17 protein-coding genes and 1 riboswitch are annotated in these 17,319 nt (G+C 49.0%); of the genes, 12 read left to right on the top strand and 5 right to left on the bottom strand.

Annotated elements, in window-relative coordinates; all coding sequences use genetic code 11:
- Positions 1-180: 180 nt before the first annotated feature.
- Positions 181-549, bottom strand: coding sequence for a hypothetical protein (locus ABEW73_RS25300; protein ID WP_076326011.1), 369 nt, complete (start codon positions 547-549; stop codon positions 181-183).
- Positions 550-905: 356 nt separating this feature from the next.
- Between ABEW73_RS25300 and ABEW73_RS25295 the strand changes: the two genes are divergently transcribed.
- The 6 genes from ABEW73_RS25295 to ABEW73_RS25270 all read left to right on the top strand — a co-directional run bounded on the left by ABEW73_RS25295 (position 906) and on the right by ABEW73_RS25270 (position 7,071).
- Positions 906-1,727 (top strand): zinc ribbon domain-containing protein, encoded by an 822-nt coding sequence (locus ABEW73_RS25295; RefSeq protein WP_430172990.1) that lies wholly within the window; start codon positions 906-908, stop codon positions 1,725-1,727.
- Positions 1,728-1,824: 97 nt separating this feature from the next.
- On the top strand, positions 1,825-2,724 hold the full coding sequence (locus tag ABEW73_RS25290) for a TrmB family transcriptional regulator (RefSeq protein WP_430172991.1): 900 nt from the start codon (positions 1,825-1,827) through the stop codon (positions 2,722-2,724).
- A 227-nt stretch (positions 2,725-2,951) separates the two neighbouring features.
- A complete protein-coding gene (locus ABEW73_RS25285; RefSeq protein ID WP_179090732.1) occupies positions 2,952-3,257 on the top strand; it encodes a hypothetical protein in 306 nt (101 codons plus the stop codon).
- Between the two features lie 120 nt (positions 3,258-3,377).
- On the top strand, positions 3,378-4,475 hold the full coding sequence (locus ABEW73_RS25280) for a metallophosphoesterase (RefSeq protein WP_430172993.1): 1,098 nt from the start codon (positions 3,378-3,380) through the stop codon (positions 4,473-4,475).
- Positions 4,476-4,852: 377 nt separating this feature from the next.
- Positions 4,853-4,953, top strand: a riboswitch (purine riboswitch).
- Between the two features lie 146 nt (positions 4,954-5,099).
- Positions 5,100-5,669, top strand: coding sequence for a xanthine phosphoribosyltransferase (locus tag ABEW73_RS25275; RefSeq protein ID WP_009593434.1), 570 nt, complete (start codon positions 5,100-5,102; stop codon positions 5,667-5,669).
- A gap of 40 nt (positions 5,670-5,709) precedes the next feature.
- Positions 5,710-7,071, top strand: a complete 1,362-nt coding sequence (locus tag ABEW73_RS25270) for a nucleobase:cation symporter-2 family protein (protein ID WP_430172995.1) — start codon at positions 5,710-5,712, stop codon at positions 7,069-7,071.
- A gap of 261 nt (positions 7,072-7,332) precedes the next feature.
- On the opposite strand, the gene ABEW73_RS25265 is transcribed toward ABEW73_RS25270, so the two are convergent.
- The 4 genes from ABEW73_RS25265 to ABEW73_RS25250 all read right to left on the bottom strand — a co-directional run bounded on the left by ABEW73_RS25265 (position 7,333) and on the right by ABEW73_RS25250 (position 11,282).
- On the bottom strand, positions 7,333-7,671 hold the full coding sequence (locus tag ABEW73_RS25265; protein WP_076326004.1) for a DUF4870 domain-containing protein: 339 nt from the start codon (positions 7,669-7,671) through the stop codon (positions 7,333-7,335).
- Positions 7,672-7,770: 99 nt separating this feature from the next.
- On the bottom strand, positions 7,771-9,732 hold the full coding sequence (locus ABEW73_RS25260) for an electron transport protein (RefSeq protein ID WP_430172997.1): 1,962 nt from the start codon (positions 9,730-9,732) through the stop codon (positions 7,771-7,773).
- 64 nt (positions 9,733-9,796) lie between these two features.
- Positions 9,797-10,075: a transposase gene (locus ABEW73_RS25255; protein ID WP_076326002.1), complete on the bottom strand. Its 279-nt coding sequence runs from the start codon at positions 10,073-10,075 to the stop codon at positions 9,797-9,799.
- Between the two features lie 160 nt (positions 10,076-10,235).
- The gene (locus tag ABEW73_RS25250) at positions 10,236-11,282 is read right to left on the bottom strand and encodes a serine hydrolase domain-containing protein (protein ID WP_430173255.1); all 1,047 of its coding nucleotides are present in this window, start codon (positions 11,280-11,282) and stop codon (positions 10,236-10,238) included.
- Between the two features lie 383 nt (positions 11,283-11,665).
- Between ABEW73_RS25250 and ABEW73_RS25245 the strand changes: the two genes are divergently transcribed.
- The 6 genes from ABEW73_RS25245 (at position 11,666) to ABEW73_RS25220 (ending at position 17,233) form a co-directional block, all read left to right on the top strand.
- Positions 11,666-11,854 (top strand): hypothetical protein, encoded by a 189-nt coding sequence (locus ABEW73_RS25245; protein ID WP_006208082.1) that lies wholly within the window; start codon positions 11,666-11,668, stop codon positions 11,852-11,854.
- Positions 11,855-12,125: 271 nt separating this feature from the next.
- Entirely contained in the window at positions 12,126-12,875 is a 750-nt protein-coding gene (gene map, locus ABEW73_RS25240) for a type I methionyl aminopeptidase (RefSeq protein WP_430172999.1), read from the top strand.
- A gap of 433 nt (positions 12,876-13,308) precedes the next feature.
- On the top strand, positions 13,309-14,358 hold the full coding sequence (coxB, locus tag ABEW73_RS25235) for a cytochrome c oxidase subunit II (protein ID WP_430173001.1): 1,050 nt from the start codon (positions 13,309-13,311) through the stop codon (positions 14,356-14,358).
- Between the two features lie 83 nt (positions 14,359-14,441).
- Positions 14,442-16,289 (top strand): cytochrome c oxidase subunit I, encoded by a 1,848-nt coding sequence (gene ctaD, locus ABEW73_RS25230; RefSeq protein WP_430173257.1) that lies wholly within the window; start codon positions 14,442-14,444, stop codon positions 16,287-16,289.
- A complete protein-coding gene (locus ABEW73_RS25225; RefSeq protein ID WP_009590523.1) occupies positions 16,286-16,906 on the top strand; it encodes a cytochrome (ubi)quinol oxidase subunit III in 621 nt (206 codons plus the stop codon). Before ctaD ends, ABEW73_RS25225 begins: the two co-directional genes overlap by 4 nt.
- A 3-nt stretch (positions 16,907-16,909) precedes the next feature.
- Entirely contained in the window at positions 16,910-17,233 is a 324-nt protein-coding gene (locus ABEW73_RS25220) for a cytochrome C oxidase subunit IV family protein (protein WP_071222061.1), read from the top strand.
- Positions 17,234-17,319: the final 86 nt, after the last annotated feature.

Here is a 17,319-nt window from a genome sequence, read left to right as displayed (position 1 = left end):
GCTAAATGCGGTCTGTCTTCTGAGAAGGTACGTCGATATACGTTTTTCTTAAGATTTTAGAATGTACAAGTTTTTAGCGGAGCTGAACCATTCTATAATCGCAAGAAAAACTTCCGCTAAATGCGGTCTGTCTTCTGAGAAGGTACGTCGATATACGTTTTTCTTACGGACTGACAGTCTTTACTTATTTAATGGTGAGTCCTCATAACCAGGATCATCGTAGCCGGTGTCGGTCAGCTTGCCGAGGATGTTCATGTCCTCAATGGTTTTGCGGGTGCGCTCATCTCCATGTTCATGGAGAAAGTGGTAGAGGTTCATCGTTCGTTCATCGTATTGCTCGGCAGCATCGTCATGATCTGCCGACTTGTAAGGGACGAATGTACGCTTAAACGCATACCGATCGCTGCTGCTGACTTCATACAGCAGCCCCCTCAGTTTGGAGACCTCTTCATCATCCATATATACGACATATTCATTGGTATCGTTCGGTACATCCTGGATCAGATTGTGATTGACTGAAACATAATACGTCTTTTTATCGTTTCTCATATTAAATCCCTCCAGACTTCGGCAGCTAAGGGCTGCACGGAATAGGACGCGGCATTGTACTATCCAGTTTTCTAATCATATACACGTTCGGGACCCGGATGAATCAGCAGCGGGGTTGGAAGGTGCTTCCTTTTTCACATGGGGCAAGGAATTTGGTATGATAGAATCACCATGGTGGCAGTATACTGGACGATGAGGAGCATATCATCACAATGAGTAGTATGCGAAACGGTAAAAAACATGGGATAGCCGGTTTATGGCTAGCTAAAAATCGTTAATAACCTTAATGAAGTAATAGGACAATGCGCCGGCGGCTCGCCGGTGAATCGGGATATGAGAAAGAGGAGGATTCATAAATGAATATTTTACAAAAGCTCAAGGATGGAGCCAACCGCGCAACGGAAAAGGCCCAGCACGTGGTGGAAGTGAATAAGCTCAACAGCCAAATTTCCGAAATCGAACAGCAGAAGAACTCATATTACTTGCAGATGGGTAAAGTGTTCTATGAGGGTTACCGTCAGCAGGACATGACGATGGCAGAAAAAGAAATGGTCGAGCTTGCGCAAACCTGTGATGGATTGCAGGAGCAAATCGAAGCAATTCGGAATCGCATTGCGGTCCTCAAGAATGAGCGGGTCTGTGAATGCGGGCGGGTGGTCGCACTGGATGCAAATTTCTGTCCGTACTGCGGGAATAAGCTTGATAATTTAATTCACCCTGAGAAGTCAACAGCGGAAGAACCAAGGGAGCCTGAGCGTAAAATCATGTTTGATAAACATGAATATGCAGCGGCTGAAGAACAACAGGAGCAGGACGAATTGCATACCTATGATTACCGTTCGAATCCGGATCCATACGAGCCGGATATGTATGAACCGGAGCCGGAGCGGCAGCACGAGGAAATGGAGCTGTCTGAACCGGAGGTTGATCCGGAACATCTTCGTATCGAGCAGGAGGAGCAGGAGAAGGAGCGCCGTCACTGGGAAGAACTCGAGCGGGAGCGGGAGAGGCAGCTGGAACTGGACCGCCGCATTCGTTTCTGGCAGGAGAATAACCAAAGTCAGGACTATGTTGGTGATGATGAGGAAACGCGCGATATGGTGAAGTGCCAGATTTGCAGTGTCGACCTGCCTAAAGGCTCGAAATGGTGTCCGCGCTGCGGAGCTGAACAGATTTAAGATATAGGGATTCGGACGATCATGCCCTTGCGCGAGTGTTAATATGACAGTATGAATGATAGAGCAAGCGTTCGAGCATCTTGGGAGGACTAATAATATGGAACAATTGCTGCATCATTTGCGGAATTTGGGATTTACGGAGATTGAATCGAAAATTATGGTGGACCTTGCCGAGTATGGGCCGGCGGGTGGTTATGAGGTAGCTAAACGACTTGGAGCTTCGCGTTCTAATGTCTATGCAGCCATGCAGCGTTTGGAGCGGCAAGGGGCACTTGAGCGAATGGACGGGGAACCCGTCCGTTACCGTTCGTTGAAACCGGAGGAACTGACGCGGATGATATCCGGCCGTGTCGAGGCATCACTCGCTTTTGTTGAGAAGAGCTTGCCGCGAGGAAGCGGTACCGCTGCTCCCTTCCTCAGTATGGAAGGAGATCAGGCGGTGCTTGATGTGCTCGTCCGGGAATTGAAGCGAGCGAAACAGGAGATCGTGGTTGACGTCTGGCGTGAAGAGGCATCGCTTCTGCGTGAACCGCTGGCAGAAGCGGAGGCAAGGGGAGTCAAGGTGCTGTGGGCTTGTGACGGCCCGGAACAGGGACTCTCAAGAACGCTGGCGTGGCCTGGGTGGAACGGCCTTGCGGAGCGTAGAGGAGGCGGCCGGAAATTTTCTTTTGTTGTGGATCGGCAGTGGTGCATACTTGGGATGCGCGGCGGGGAATATGATACAGGAGCGGTCATCACGGAGCATCCGGTACTGGCGGAGCTGCTGCTTCACCATTTTACGCAGGAGATGGTATTGTTCCAGCTCGAACAGGACATGGGTGAGCAGCTGGAAACGCGTTATGGAGAGCACTTTGGTCTGATCCAGAGCCAGTATCTTAATGCGGAAGCCGACGCTGAAACTCAGGAAGACCAGGCTGCGGAATCGAAATCCAAACTCGCAGAATATGAAGCTGATTCTGACTCAATGGACGGGGATACCAATCGAAATACGGCCTAGGGTTTAGGCTCAGCTCATGGAAGGCTCCTAGAAGTGACTTTTATCACAGTTAGGCATCATGGTTCATCGTACAATGTAATAAACATAAAGATAAGGAACGCCGGGATTTATCTTGGCGTTTATTTGCTTAAGATCCAGCAACAGGCGGGAAGTGGCTGGCAGGAGAGCATGAATGAGGCGGTTTTTAATCGCAATCATGACAACCAAGAGAAGGGGGATGAATGAGCATGGAATGCATCGTTCATTTTACAGTGGGACATAAGGAAGAACCTAAGAAGCTTCGGGGATTGATTTTTGTGGATAAAGGAGAGAATCCTACAGGTCAGCAGCTGCTCGATATGTTTCATGAAATGGAGTATAAGGTGGTACCTGACCCGCATGATGAACTTCTTTTTAAACCGGAGAATCCTACGGAAAGTTATACTTATATACGTGTGAACGAACTCGACATGGGTCAAGAAAAATATACGGAAGACCGCAATCTGAAATCGCTGCTGAACGAGCTGCTGCCTAAACAACGCACGGGCTTGTAACGGCCTGCTGGAGACATCATGATACTTGCGAAGAAATGAATAACCCCATCTGCCTTCCGTAACGTCCACTGGGATTCATAAAATCCGCTTGTTATAATGGATGTACGGAAGGGGATGGAGATGTTTATTTTTGCAGGAATCGTCGCATTATTGATTTACGGGTTGCTGGTTTATTATATGGGTCGAAGTATTTGGAGCTGGATGAAACCGGGTCCATCCCTTGTGCTCAAATGGACATACATAGTCGTGCTGACGGTGGTATCGACATCGTTTATTTCAGGACGGTTCTTCGGTAATCTCACCGTGCTGAGTGTGATAGGATCGTATTGGATGGCTATTTTCTATGTTCTGATCATCCTTCTCCCGTTGATGCATATCATGTTGTGGCTGCTGAGATTGACGGCATTGCGAAGAGATGGCCTGGAGAAGGCGGCGGGTTTTATCGTGTTGGTGTTCATGGTGATTGTGATCGGTTTCGGCTCTTTTAATGCTTATAGTCCAACGGTTCGAGCTTATGATATTCAGGTGGACAAGGACGCCGGCACGCTTGAGCAGCTGAATATCGTTATGGCTTCCGATATGCACTTCGGCGTCCTGTCAGGTAAAGCCCATGCTGCGCGCATGGTGAAGGAGATCAATGACTTAAAGCCGGATCTGGTATTGTTTCCAGGCGATATCATCGATGACGATCTGGATGCTTATTTACGTCAGGGGATCGATCAGATTCTGACCGGTATCCAGGCAACGTATGGTGTGTATGCCTCACTGGGCAATCATGACCGATTCGAAGGAGAAATTCCGGAACTGATCGCGGCTCTTGAGCATAGCGGCATGACCGTGCTGTATGATGAGAAATTGACGGTGGAGGGCCTGACGCTGGTTGGCAGACGGGATAAACAGGATCAGGAGCGGGCCGAATTGTCCACGATCATGGCTGGGACCGATCTATCCAAGCCGATTCTTCTGCTTGATCATCAACCGAATGCGCTGGAGGAAGCACAGCAGCAGGGCGTAGACCTTATCGTTTCTGGGCATACGCACCGTGGGCAGGTATTCCCGGCACATCTCATTACGGAAGCCATGTTCGAGAATGATTGGGGGTATCTGCAAAAGGGCCCGATGCATTCCATCGTGTCCTCGGGCTACGGCTTCTGGGGACCGCCGATTCGTCTGGGTTCCCGCTCCGAGATCGTACAGATCCATGTTACATTTCAATAGATGATATTGATGGGTTACCGAGTGAACGCAGTTTAACCGCTGTTGACATGGAAATGGAAGGGAATGGGAGTGGGAGTGATATCTTATTCCTCTGGCAGCAAGCTCATGGTGGAACTTATACGCTCCATATCCAGCTGATTGATGTAAACGGCTATGTATCCGTGTCCATCGGTGATCCTATGGAATCGATTATTGAGGTTTTCCAGCTGATTTAGTGCCTCTGCAGGCTGTCCCATGAAACTTATGGGGCGGCTTTTTTCCTTTAATTGACCAGCAGTTTATTATTTCCGTAAATTTTCACTTTATTTTTTCATAGGGAATGCGTTATACTTCATTCATTCGGAAATATAACATTTACACGTAAGCATTCTAAGGAATTTGGATTTTATACATTTTCTCGTATAGGTGCAGGAATTGGCCTGCATGTCTCTACCCGATCACCGGAAATGATTGGACTACGGGTTATAGCAGCAGCGGACAAGCCAGGTCAATTCCATTTGACCTCAGGTGGCTCACGGTGCGTTTTTGTTGCTTATGCCCATTTCTTTCTTTCCCGGCGATTCGGTGAAAGGAGGAAGTGGGCTTTTTTTGCTTGGAATGTAAACAAATTTAAGGGGGAGCATCATGCAATTACTGCAGAACAAAGTGAAAGAGGAAGGCATTGTATTAAGCGGACAGGTACTTAAGGTGGATTCATTCCTGAACCACCAGATGGACCCGGTATTGATGAAAGAGGTGGGAAAGGAATTTACGCGATTGTTTAAGGAAGCGAACGTGACTCGTGTATTGACCATTGAATCCTCCGGCATCGCGCCCGGCATTATGACCGCCCTTGAGATGGAAGTGCCTCTCATCTTTGCACGGAAGCAGAAGTCGCTGACCCTCCGTGAGGATATATTCGTGGAGAAGGTGTATTCCTTCACCAAGCAGGAGACGAACGAGATTACGGTCGCGAAGAAATTCATCAAGCCCGGCGATAAAGTGCTGATCGTGGATGACTTCCTTGCCAACGGCGAGGCGGCATTCGGGCTTGCCCGAATCGTAGAACAGGCGGGTGCCGAGGTGGTAGGCATCGGGATCGTCATTGAAAAGGCATTTCAACCAGGAGGACGCTTGTTAGCCGAAGCGGGCTACCGGGTAGAATCGCTCGTACGGATTGCATCACTTGAAGATGGCGTAGTGACATTCGCATAGACCGAAAGCTAACAATTTAATTGGGGGGAATCAAGAAGCCATGGAACAACAGAAACAAGCGGTGCAAGAACCGATTTTTGATAAAAATCGGAGTCCGGGCAAAACCTTTTCACTGGGTTTACAGCATGTATTGGCAATGTACGCAGGGGCTATCATCGTACCGCTTATCGTTGGCGGGCAGCTCGGCTTAACGACGGAGCAGCTGACGTATCTCATCGCCATTGACCTGCTTGCCTGCGGGGTTGCAACCTTGCTGCAGGTATTCGGCAACAAGTACTTCGGTATCGGTCTTCCGGTCATGCTCGGCTGCGCATTCCAGGCCGTAGGTCCGATGATCATTATCGGACAGAAGCACGGGATGTCGGCAATTTATGGAGCGATTATCGCTTCCGGTATATTTGTCATTCTGTTCTCCGGTTTATTCGGTAAGCTGATTAAGGTATTCCCGCCTGTCGTGACAGGCTCTGTTGTTACAATTATCGGTTTGACGCTGATTCCCGTAGCTTTGAATGACCTTGGAGGCGGTCAAGGCAGCGAGGATTTTGGCAGTGCGCTCAACATTTCCCTTGGCTTCGGCGTTCTTGCCTTCATTATTATCATGAATCGGTTTGCCAAAGGTTTCTTGCGTTCGATATCGGTACTTCTGGGTCTTATTCTAGGCACCGTGGTAGCGGCATTATACGGTGGAGTGGATTTAACCCCGCTGCGCGAAGCCGGCTGGTTCCGTGCTCCGCAGCCTTTCTTTTTTGGTACGCCGGAGTTTAAGATCGTTCCCATCATGACAATGATTCTGGTGGCGATTGTCAGTGTTGCCGAATCGACAGGCGTATTTATGGCGCTTGGCAAAATCGTGGATCGTGACATTACCTCCAAGGATCTGTCCCGTGGTTACCGTGCGGAGGGTCTTGCGATTGTGGTAGGCGGTATTTTCAATTCGTTCCCTTATACCACATACTCTCAAAATGTGGGTCTGATTCAGATGAGCCGTGTGAAGACGCGTGACGTGATCGTTGTGGCAGGCGGCTTGCTGGTCTTGATCGGATTTGTTCCGAAGATTGCCGCTATGACACAGCTTGTACCAACATCGGTTCTCGGTGGAGCCATGGTAGCCCTGTTCGGGATGGTTGTATCTTCCGGTATTCGGATGTTAGGGGATCAAGTAGACCTTAACCGACACGAGAACCTGTTCATTATTGCATGTTCCGTCGGCATGGGCCTTGGTGTGACAACCGTACCGGGTCTGTTCGCCAGTCTGCCTGACAACCTGCGTATTCTTGCCGATAACGGCATTGTGGCGGGCAGCTTGACAGCGATTGTGCTGAACCTGATCTTCAATGGTTTGAGAAATACCAAGCCCACTTCCACAGAGCAAGGTGATACAGCAGAAGGGCATGCTGCTTAACAAATGCCCCTCAGAATTCTACAATTCATGTATAATGAAAGCAGCCGGACGACATCCGGCTGCTTTTTTAGTGATAAGAAAGTATCAACTTCAGAGGCATTAACCTCCTTATCTGCAAGAAAAGCTTTCGCAATAAGCGGTCTGTCTTCTGTGAGAAGCACGTTAGACGTTTTTCTTTTGATCGGGTCCCTAGGTTCCAACCCAACAAAACGGCTACCTCCAAAGAGTGGAGGTAGCCGTTTTTACGTGAGGCACCAAGTTTTAAACACGCTGCATTTGTTTCTCTGCAATATTGCCGATCCAGGGCAGCTTGAACCATTTTCCCTGAATGGCGTTGGCCATAAGCACCAGCCACATCAAGACGCCGACCAGCGCCAGAAGGGCGGAGGCCAGAAGGCCGATGATGGGCACCGCGCTCGACAGCAGGTGAGCGACGGCCAGGATGCCGAAGGCCAGCAAGGACTGCAGAGCATGGAATATGACGTAGCGGCTTCTTTTTTCTAATGAAAGAAACAGAATTCCTCCGACCATGGGAAAAAGATAGCACAGCGTAGCCGCCAGATTCTCGGGAAGTCCTGTGGACGATTTGAAAGGGGACATCTCATCAACTCCTTGTCTTAGACCGGTTCTGGGGTAGGGCAAGCTTTATACCTTACCTTATGAGCCGATGGGACAAAGTATGATGGTTAAATCCCGAACTTATTTCATTTTTAATTGCAGCAGATACTTCACGAGAGCATCCTGCTGCTCTTGCGTGAAACCGCTGCTTTCGTCCACCCAATACTCATGCCCCTGACCGGTAACATGGGTGTCTCTCATCCTTGAATCCTTGCGGTTCGCCTCGATGACCTGCACTCTCAGCTTGCGGTCAATCAGGGCTTTCAGGCTGTTGTATGGGTCCGGGTGAATCCCTTTCATAAGCGTCTCCGATACGCCGGTTTGCGTCAGCTTAGGCCCGACTGCTACGCCGCCGTCGTGCAAATACGGTGCGGACCAGCGGAGACCGATCAGCCCTTTGACCTTATAACCGCCGCCCAACTGTTTATGGCCGAAGCCCAGCTCGATCTGCTCGGGGTCGATATCGTCCAGCGGTATTTTGGTTACCTTGGCATCCGGAGGGATCGGCACTGGAGTGTCGGGTGGATAGAACTCTGCTTCGCCAAAAGCGTTCTGCGTACGACTGAAAGCCTTGGCCCTTGCCGGCTCGGTGCCAATTTCATCCGCGCGTATAATGCGATTATTCGTAAAGAAGTCGCCAGCGTGGCAGGTGATGCATTGTGCTTTTTTGAACACTTCCGCTCCGAGGTTGATCGTCTTGGCATCCGGGATTTCCTTGGGGTCCGTTTCGGGCGGACGGATGGTATTTTGATAGGCGGACATGGCGTTAACCTGCTCCCCGGCTTTGAATCCCGGCGAACTGATGTACAGCCCGTTCGGGGCGATGGCTGAAACTTTCGGGAAATTCGGAATCTTAACAACCTCATTCACACCGGGGGTTCCGGGATTGGGATCCAGCCGGTTGAAGAATTCGGTTGGCTTCAGCCCGCTGCTCGGATCATAGCGAAACTTGCGATGGGCTGCATTTTGCAGAATGGTGCCCACATAAATCTCTTTGTCGATCCCCCATAACGATTCGCTAACCTCGGTTTGACTCAAGGTATCCGTATTCTGGGCGTTAACATTGTTGCTAAAGGTGCTAAGTCCCTTGAAGGGACCCGCGGTAGCGAAGCCGCTCCAGCTGTATGGGTGATCACCCTTCGTAAACATATCAGGAATTTGGGTCACGTCGCTCACCAAATCCACGGTTGTATCGAAAGTGCCGGGCATCCATTTGACCAGATTTTCGTCAACGGCTTTCTCTAGCAGGACGGGATCCGGCAGCGCTTCGGTTTTTCCTTTAGAGTTTACAACCGTACGCTGCTCGTTCTTGACATAATCCACCAGGCTCGTGATGTCGGTATGGGTAAAATACGCCGCGCTATTCGGGGCCAGTGCCAGCATTAAACCGAGGTTCAAATCGGAATTGGGGGGACCTTCCACAACCTTTCCCGTTTCCCGGTTTACGGTCGCATGGCAGGCCATGCAGCTAACACCGATGCTGGCTTTGCCTTCGGCATATTTAATCGTAACGCCAATGGGGGAATAGGCGCCTTTGGCTACGTCAAAGCCGGTATCAATCTTATCTCCCTTGCGGAAGGATTTGTCGCCGATTGTAACATCCTGATCGAGTTCAACGCGTAGATTGGTTGTTCCGCGTCCCTTCAGCTCGGCGAGCGCTTTTGCCACGTTTTTCAGCTTCATCGGACCATCGACGATCCCCAAGATATCCGTTAAAAACACCTCATTGCCAAAGGACTCCTCATACAGTGTACGGCGCCCTAAGGCAAGCAGCTCTTTCGTTACCTCAACGGCGCCATGGGCGGCTGTTAATCTGGGGTCCTGATCCTTCAAGGCGGTACCGGGAACCGTAAGCGTCTTGCCCCAGATATCATACTGACGAATGAAACCCGTTTGCTGGGCTTGGAGCTGCGTGGTATTCTCAAGCTTATGTGCCGGTGGTATATAGGCGTATTCCGGCTCCACGATAGAAGCTGCAAGCCATATGGCTCCTACGATGGCGATCGGGATCAGCCATAGCAGAAGACGCTTCGATTTTCGCATGTCATATCACCCTTTTATAAGCAGGTCTGATGAATCATCTCTTCACTGCCGATATGCAAGGGTTTTAATCTACTTCCACATCATGCCGCAGCGGAGATTCGGCATTCACCTGTTTATCAGGGCCTTTTTCCTTCGGAACCAGACGCTCATCTGTCATGCCTCGATGGTGGTTTTCAAAATCATACTCCGCCAGCCGCCACTCCGTGGAGCCCTTCTGGGGATCGAACGGAAATTCCTCGCCGCGTTTCAAATATTCCTCCCGTCCCCATTCATTCGTGTAGGTTCCGTCTACTTCAACCTCTTCTCGTGAAATAGGGTGGAGATCCTTGTCTTTACCGGACATGTCGCATGCTCCTCTCAGGCTTGATTTTAGAAATGATTCATATCGCATAAAGTAACCAGAAAGAGGAGGTACTATCCGCTGAAATTTGCATAAAAGGTCAGATTATAGGCTTGCCAACGAATCGAATGCTTCTTGCACAGAGTCCGACGCTGGCGATTTGTCAGCTATTTGGCGAAGACGTTGTGAATTTTGATTTTAGAGCATCTAGAATATAGCGCTCCAGCAGAAACCGCGGGTTCTTCCAGCGGCTGACCTTGCTGTCGGCCGTAAATACGGCGACTGTTTCCAATTGGGGGAAAAGGTAGATTTGCTGTCCTCCATGGCCGTGAGCAAGCGCGAAGGGAGTCCCGTTCTGAACCCCGGTCCACCACTGGAATCCGTAATCTCCAAACGCGGGATAGCCCTCAACCTGCGGAGCGAGTGCTTTCTTAAGCCATGATTCCGGGATAAGCGTGGTGCCTTGCCAACGTCCCCCATTCAGGCAGCAAAGACCGAATTTGGCCATGTCGCGTGAGGTAAGATATAGGCCGATGTGCCCCATACTATGGCCCTCGGGGCTTGGGGACCAGGCGGTATGATGAATGCCGAGCGGCTCGAATACATGTTGTCTGGCATAGGCGTAAGCATCCATTCCCGTAGCTTCGCAAATGGCAACGGAGAGCAGATGGGAATCCGTGCTCCGGTATTGAAAGAGGCCCATTTCCTGTTCAATGACAGGGAGGGATAGCGCGAAGCTCGTCCATTTTCGGTTGCGGTGGAACCGGTGAATGAGCGGTTCCCCGAGCTTTTTACCGGTTTGCCACGCAAAGCCTGAGGTCATCGTCAGCAGATGATGAAGGGAAACCTTTTGCAATAGGGGATGGGCTCGTTCGGGAACATATCGCTGGAAGATGTCAATTACAGAGGAATTCAGGTCAGGTAATTCGCCGCGTGAGTGGGCGATGCCGCATAATACTGACGTAAAACTCTTGGTAGCGGACCTGAGATCATTCAGCGAGGTAATGTCATGACCGTTGTAATAGCGTTCGTAGATGAGTTTGCCAGCATGGAGCAGAAGAAAGCTGCGCATTTTCGTGTATTGTTTCTGGATAATCTGATCGACCTGGTCGAGCACATCTCGCTGAAGGCCTGCGTCTTCAGGCTCCGCGACAGGAATAGGCGAGCTTATATCAATAGGTGAGTGGAAAAAAGACTGGGTATTCGACATCATATTTCAAGGCCTCCTTGTATCTTGAATATGTTATTCTGAGTTATCAATTTGTGATATTCGCTGATTTCTAGAGTTGGCGGGAGGTTCGATTGAATGTATCTTAACCAATTCCGGACACAAAGAATGGCCTTAAAACATAGGACAAAAAAACATTTTTTGGGAAAGATGAAACAAACAGAAGAATATGATATAATATATTAATGATTCATTTGCATGCTGTTAGGGTATGTATAGTGTCAGGTGCATTGGTAAGTTGCTGAATATCAACCTAATCATCACCGTAAGAACTGCAATATGGCTTCAACTTAATGAGGTAGATCTTTTCGGCATTCTCTTTAAACGGAGTAATTTTATTCCACACGTTTTAGGAGGGATCCATCATGGCAACGAAAGGTCACAATGAGGTTAAGGAAAGTCTGCGGGAAATGACACGAATTTTCCGGCCTAAAGATCCGAAAAAATTTGTAAAGGAGTATGTCCGGAAGTACCATATTATGGGGGGCTATGAAGAAGAGCTTACTCTTGTTGTTGAGCATGAACTTGGCAAGCTGAATTCCTCCGTTTCGTAACCTGTAATAGCACCTGGTCTATAGAAATATCACCGACACGCATCGCATCTTCACCTTGTTAATGACTAATGATATGAACCATTTAGAGTCTATGGTTAAACCGTTTTTGGGATCAATGTCCCGAAAGCGGTTTTTTTGCGTTTGTCAGTTCCCGTATAGTCAACAGGCTCATACTTCCTCAGAAAGTCCATTTTCTTGGGGGCATTTTGCAACTGTCCCTACATATATTGTTAGCAATCGATCCGATTAGGATATAAGGGAGTGGACAGATGTGAGGATACAGCTGAGACGGAAGGAAGAGATCGGGCATATCCGCGAGGCGGGACGTATATTGGCTGCGTGTCACCGTGAAATAGCGAAAGTCATTAAACCGGGGATCACAACGAGCGAGATCGATGCCAAGGTCGAGAAATTTCTGGAGAAGAACGGAGCCTTTCCCGAGCAAAAAGGCTATAAAGGATTTCCATACGCAACTTGTGCATCCGTAAACGATGTGGTGTGTCATGGATTTCCCGACCAGCGGCCGTTGAAAGCGGGGGATGTTGCGACCATAGATATGGTGGTGAACAAGAACGGATGGCTGGCGGACTCCGGCTGGACCTATGCGGTAGATAAGGTTTCCCCAGAAGTAAAGCAGCTGATGAAACATACGCATGAAGCGCTGTTTAAAGGAATCGAGGCGGTACGGCATGGGGCAACCTTGGGTGACGTGGGCTATGCGATCGAGCAGGTTGCCGAAAGGGAAGGTTACGGGATTGTCAAATCGCTTGTCGGTCATGGCATTGGCCGGGCCATTCACGAGCCGCCCGATGTGCCGAACTATGGAATTCCGGGAAGGGGACTGAAACTCAAACAAGGAATGGTGATTACCATCGAACCGGTGTTCACCCTAGGACCTTCGGGTGCCGTATTCTGGGGGGATGACGGCTGGACCATATCCAGTGCGGATGGATTGGTAGGCGTACAGTATGAGCATACCATTGCGGTTACCCGTGAAGGTGCTGTTATTCTGACGGATTAAGATCGCGAAAAATATACCATAATAATAGAAGGTATTCTTCGCGATGTTGCCTAGACTTGCGAAGAACACCTCTTTTATCATGGGGCTCAGATGAACGGGGTGTGGCTGCATACAGATTCAAAAAGGCTAAAATGACTGTATATATAGCTATGAAGGCTGTCGCTGACGGGTTGCAGAGGATGTCGAATGATAGGTCGTCGGGTGGGAGATACCGTTTGAAAGCGATTGCAAAATCAATAACGGCGCGACTTTGACGACTTTTCGAACAATTTGTGAACTCCCTGTGAATGATTGACAAAAGCAACCCATGAACTTATATTTAATAAGTGATTGCTTTAATTGACAGGATTACTTCATCCGTGATTGTGCAGGTAGATTACCGCTGTTTGCGCCGGATGGTAGTCTACGAAAATCGGAAAAGTGGGGTAGATCAATGATGAAACGGTGGCAGGCTGTAAAGCGTCTTCTTCCTTTGATGGCCATGTTTGCTTTGGTGTTATCCGGCTGCGGCCGAGAGGATTTGTCGGTCTTAAGACCACAAGGTCCGGTAGCACAAGGTCAACTGGATTTAATTAAGCTCTCCATTTCGATTATGATCGTCGTAATGGTTGTGGTATTTGGAATTGCCGCATACGTGCTTGTTAAATTCCGTAGAAAAAAGGGACAAGATGAAATTCCTGAGCAAGTAGAAGGTAACCATAAGCTTGAGATTATTTGGACAGCGATTCCGCTGCTCTTGGTACTTGTGCTTGCAGTTCCTACTATTCAAAAGGTATTTGCTTATGGAGAGAACGACTGGAACAATCCAGATGCAGTTAAGGTGGAAGTTACTTCTCACCAATTCTGGTGGGAGTTCAATTATCCGGACTACGGCGTAAGAACCGCTCAAGAGCTGGTTGTTCCTGTAGGCAAGAAAATTGCTTTCCAATTAAAAACGAATGATGTGCTTCACTCCTTCTGGGTACCATCGCTCGGAGGCAAGATGGATACAAACACAGAAGGCAGCGTTAACTACATGACTCTGGTTGCTGACAAAGCGGATACATACATTGGTAAATGCGCAGAGTTGTGCGGTCCTTCTCACGGTTTCATGGAATTCCGGGTGAAAGCGGTTGATGATGCAGCATTTGACAAATGGGTAGCGGCATTTAAAGATCCTGCTGTGCTTCCTGCGGATGCGGCACTCGCCGAGAAATTCAAAACCAACTGCCTTTCTTGCCACGCTGTGGGCGACCAAGGCGGGGCAATGGGACCTAACCTGACCGGCATTGGATCACGTGAGACGATAGCGAGTATCTTGCTGAACGACATAAGCGGCAAACCAGGCACAAAGCCGACGAAAGACAACTTGGTGGAATGGCTGATGGAGCCTCAGGCTGTAAAACCTGGCAACACGATGCCTAATCCGAAGGATCTCGGCTTCAGTGACGAAGAAATCGAGCAGATCGCCGATTACTTGGCCAATTATAAGTTGGATTATTAATACAGCAAGAACTTTAAAAGGGGGTACAAACCTTGGCTCACGCTCATGCTTCTAGCCATAGCGTCAAACGCTACACGGGGATAATGGATTGGCTAACAACCGTTGACCACAAGAAAATCGGTATATTATACCTGATAGCGGGCGGCTTATTCTTCGGGATTGGCGGTATTGAAGCGATTCTGATTCGCTTGCAGCTGATCAAGCCGATGAACGATCTGGTATCGGCTCAAGTATTTAACGAATTGATTACCATGCACGGAACGACAATGATTTTCCTTGGCGTAATGCCAGTAATCTTTGCCGTGATGAATGCGGTCATTCCGCTTCAGATCGGTGCACGTGACGTCGCATTTCCATTTTTGAACTCGCTTGGATTTTGGACATTTTTGTTCGGTGGAATTTTGCTTAACCTTAGCTGGATTATGGGCGGAGCGCCTGACGCGGGCTGGACATCCTATACGCCGCTATCCACAACGGACTATTCATCTACACATGGTGTAGACTTCTATACGATAGGTCTTCAGATAGCGGGTCTCGGTACGTTGATCGGTGGTATCAACTTCCTGGCCACTATCATTACGATGCGGGCCCCTGGAATGTCCTTCATGAGAATGCCAATGTTTACATGGACGGCGTTCATCACATCGGCCATGATTCTGTTCGCATTCCCTGCAGTTACTGTAGGTCTCGTATTGCTCAGCTTTGACCGTTTGCTTGGTGCCAATTTCTTTGATGTTGCAGCTGGCGGTAGCCCCGTGTTGTGGCAGCATATTTTCTGGATTTTCGGTCACCCTGAAGTTTACATCCTGATTTTGCCGGCATTCGGTATTATCTCAGAAGTTATCCCTACATTCTCCCGTAAACGTTTGTTCGGATACAGCTCCATGGTATTTGCAACCATCCTGATTGCCTTCTTGGGCTTCATGGTTTGGGCTCACCATATGTTTACGACAGGTCTTGGACCTGTAGCGAACGCGCTCTTCTCTATCGCAACGATGTTGATCGCTGTTCCTACCGGTATCAAAATCTTTAACTGGCTCTTTACGATGTGGGGCGGTCAAATCCGCTTTACCAGTGCAAACCTGTTCGCGATCGGTTTCGTACCGACGTTCGTAATGGGTGGGGTTACCGGTGTCATGCTGGCATCTGCTCCTGCAGACTTCCAGTTCCATGATACGTACTTCGTTGTAGCTCACTTCCACTACGTTATCGTTGGTGGTCTGGTATTCGGTCTGTTCGCAGGACTGCACTACTGGTGGCCAAAAATGTTCGGTCGCGTACTGAACGAAACACTTGGCAAATGGACGTTCTGGTTGTTTGCCATCGGCTTCCATATGACATTCTTCGTACAGCATTTCCTTGGACTGCTAGGTATGCAGCGGCGGATTGTCTCATACTTGCCGAACCAGAATTTTGACGAACTTAACTTTATAAGTACCATCGGCGCAATCTTAATGGGTATCGGCGTTTTGGCTTTCCTGGCAAACGTTGTTGTCACTTCGAGAAAACCGGTTGGTGCTCCGAACGATCCATGGGAAGATGGCCGTACGCTCGAGTGGAGTATTCCTTCTCCGCCGCCAGAGTACAACTTTAAGCAAATTCCGCTTGTTCGCGGCATTGACGCTTATTGGAAAGAGAAGATGGCAGGCAATAAAGAGATGACACCATCCGAACCGGTTGGTCCGATCCACATGCCTTCGCCAAGTATCCTTCCGTTTGTGATGTCACTGGGTCTGTTTATCGCGGGTCTAGGTTTCATGTTTAGCACGGAGGACTTCTCGAATTCGTTCATGAGCTTAATCTTCAATAAATATATCGTTCTGATTGTTGGTCTTCTGATTACGTTCGCGGCAATGATTACTCGTTCCCTGTACGATGATCATGGATACCACATCGAAGTTGAAGAACTGGAAGGGGAGGGGAAAGCATGAGTCACGCTGAACATGTAAACGGCGAACTTCCTCACGAGCCGGAGAAGGCAACACTCGAAGGCCGTAATAAGGTTCTTGGTTTCTGGCTCTTCCTCGGTGGAGAGGCCGTGCTCTTCGGTACGTTGTTTGCAACGTTCCTGGCGCTTCGCGGCCAGAACAACGAAGGCCCAACCGCAGCCGAGCTGTTCTCTCTGCCAATTACGGCAGCAGCCACGCTGATATTGCTTGTCAGTTCCTTGACCAGTGTGTTCGCCATTCAGGCGCTCCACCGTCACAATATCGAGAAGCTGAAGTTGTGGCTGATCGTAACCGTTGTTCTGGGTCTCGGGTTCCTTGGCCTTGAGATTTATGAGTTCTATGAATATGTTGTGCATGAATCGTTTAACATGAAGACGAGTGCATTCTCGTCTGCATTCTACACGCTGGTTGGCTTCCACGGTGCCCACGTTGCTTTCGGGGTTGTGTGGATCAGCCTGTTGATCGCTCAGCTGTACAGAAAAGGGTTAACCGTGGTTACAGCACCTAAGGTATATGTTTCTGCCATGTACTGGCACTTTATCGACGTTGTATGGGTGTTCATCTTCTCGGTCGTATACCTTCTTGGAAAGGTGGGCTAAGGAATGACTGCGAATCAACAATCTAATGAGGGGCCTACAGTTAAACACCGCCATCGTGTGGAAGGCCCTGAGAAACACATTGTTGTCTTTATTTTCTCCATTGTCCTGACTGCGATTGCTTTTGCGGCTGTCGCAGCCGGTGGCATCAACACAGCATTTACGATCATCATTTTGCTGGTTATGGCTGTGTTGCAGGTGTTCGTGCAAATGGGTTACTGGATGCACTTGAAGGACAAAGGGCATCTGATGCCAATCCTGTTTATGATTGGCGGCTTCTTCGTAGCTAGTACCTGTATTGTCATGGCACTGTTCTGGGTTTGGTGGTAAAATGAAAAAGAGGTGGGCTACTTCAGCCCCCTCTTTTTTTAAATCGTAGGAAGGTGTCACAATTTGGACAGAATTTAACCCGTTAT

The organism is Paenibacillus lautus (assembly GCF_050482385.1).
GTDB classification, from domain to species: domain Bacteria; phylum Bacillota; class Bacilli; order Paenibacillales; family Paenibacillaceae; genus Paenibacillus_AQ; species Paenibacillus_AQ lautus_B.
The sequence above is the reverse complement of the archived record's forward strand: the minus strand, read 5'-3'. Positions and strand labels throughout refer to the sequence as shown.

Excerpts from the sequence above, each read along its gene's own strand:
- ABEW73_RS25300 (WP_076326011.1), bottom strand. The coding sequence starts at position 549 with ATGAGAAACGATAAAAAGACGTATTATGTTTCAGTCAATCACAATCTG.
- ABEW73_RS25295 (WP_430172990.1), top strand. The coding sequence starts at position 906 with ATGAATATTTTACAAAAGCTCAAGGATGGAGCCAACCGCGCAACGGAA.
- ABEW73_RS25290 (WP_430172991.1), top strand. The coding sequence starts at position 1,825 with ATGGAACAATTGCTGCATCATTTGCGGAATTTGGGATTTACGGAGATT.
- ABEW73_RS25285 (WP_179090732.1), top strand. The coding sequence starts at position 2,952 with ATGGAATGCATCGTTCATTTTACAGTGGGACATAAGGAAGAACCTAAG.
- ABEW73_RS25280 (WP_430172993.1), top strand. The coding sequence starts at position 3,378 with ATGTTTATTTTTGCAGGAATCGTCGCATTATTGATTTACGGGTTGCTG.
- ABEW73_RS25275 (WP_009593434.1), top strand. The coding sequence starts at position 5,100 with ATGCAATTACTGCAGAACAAAGTGAAAGAGGAAGGCATTGTATTAAGC.
- ABEW73_RS25270 (WP_430172995.1), top strand. The coding sequence starts at position 5,710 with ATGGAACAACAGAAACAAGCGGTGCAAGAACCGATTTTTGATAAAAAT.
- ABEW73_RS25265 (WP_076326004.1), bottom strand. The coding sequence starts at position 7,671 with ATGTCCCCTTTCAAATCGTCCACAGGACTTCCCGAGAATCTGGCGGCT.
- ABEW73_RS25260 (WP_430172997.1), bottom strand. The coding sequence starts at position 9,732 with ATGCGAAAATCGAAGCGTCTTCTGCTATGGCTGATCCCGATCGCCATC.
- ABEW73_RS25255 (WP_076326002.1), bottom strand. The coding sequence starts at position 10,075 with ATGTCCGGTAAAGACAAGGATCTCCACCCTATTTCACGAGAAGAGGTT.
- ABEW73_RS25250 (WP_430173255.1), bottom strand. The coding sequence starts at position 11,282 with ATGTCGAATACCCAGTCTTTTTTCCACTCACCTATTGATATAAGCTCG.
- ABEW73_RS25245 (WP_006208082.1), top strand. The coding sequence starts at position 11,666 with ATGGCAACGAAAGGTCACAATGAGGTTAAGGAAAGTCTGCGGGAAATG.
- coxB (WP_430173001.1), top strand. The coding sequence starts at position 13,309 with ATGATGAAACGGTGGCAGGCTGTAAAGCGTCTTCTTCCTTTGATGGCC.
- ctaD (WP_430173257.1), top strand. The coding sequence starts at position 14,442 with ATGGATTGGCTAACAACCGTTGACCACAAGAAAATCGGTATATTATAC.
- ABEW73_RS25225 (WP_009590523.1), top strand. The coding sequence starts at position 16,286 with ATGAGTCACGCTGAACATGTAAACGGCGAACTTCCTCACGAGCCGGAG.
- ABEW73_RS25220 (WP_071222061.1), top strand. The coding sequence starts at position 16,910 with ATGACTGCGAATCAACAATCTAATGAGGGGCCTACAGTTAAACACCGC.